The sequence below is a fragment of the Corynebacterium sp. HMSC071B10 genome (genome assembly GCF_001814825.1).
Taxonomy (GTDB): domain Bacteria; phylum Actinomycetota; class Actinomycetes; order Mycobacteriales; family Mycobacteriaceae; genus Corynebacterium.
Window position 1 is genome coordinate 1 of record NZ_KV818025.1, and the last position, 347, is coordinate 347.

The window sequence follows — 347 nt, forward strand, 5'->3', positions numbered from 1 at the left end:
ACAGTTTACAAGCGAGCAGCTCTGGGACGTCTGCCGCGACCTGGGCATTGCTCAGTCCGTCGGACGCACCGGGGTGTGCTTCGATAACGCGATGGCTGAATCGTTCTGGTCGACGCTGAAGACCGAATTTTACGACCGGCAACACTGGCCTACCCGTGATGCTGCACGCGCGGGTGTCGCCCGCTGGATTGAAGTGGTCTACAACCGTCGACGGCGGCACTCCGCCCTCGGTATGGTCAGCCCCGTCGACTTCGAGCACCACATCACCCAGACCACCAACGAAGAAGAAACAGCTGCCTAACTATGAGGTAGCTCCACTACGTGTCCACCATTTGCGGGCAACCCCA

The 347-nt window shown here is 59.9% G+C and carries 1 protein-coding gene; it reads left to right on the plus strand.

What is annotated here, in order from left to right; translation table 11 throughout:
- Positions 1 to 301: integrase core domain-containing protein (locus tag HMPREF2990_RS11095; protein ID WP_141757899.1), on the plus strand; the 301-nt coding region annotated here is incomplete at its 5' end.
- Positions 302 to 347 lie beyond the last annotated feature (46 nt).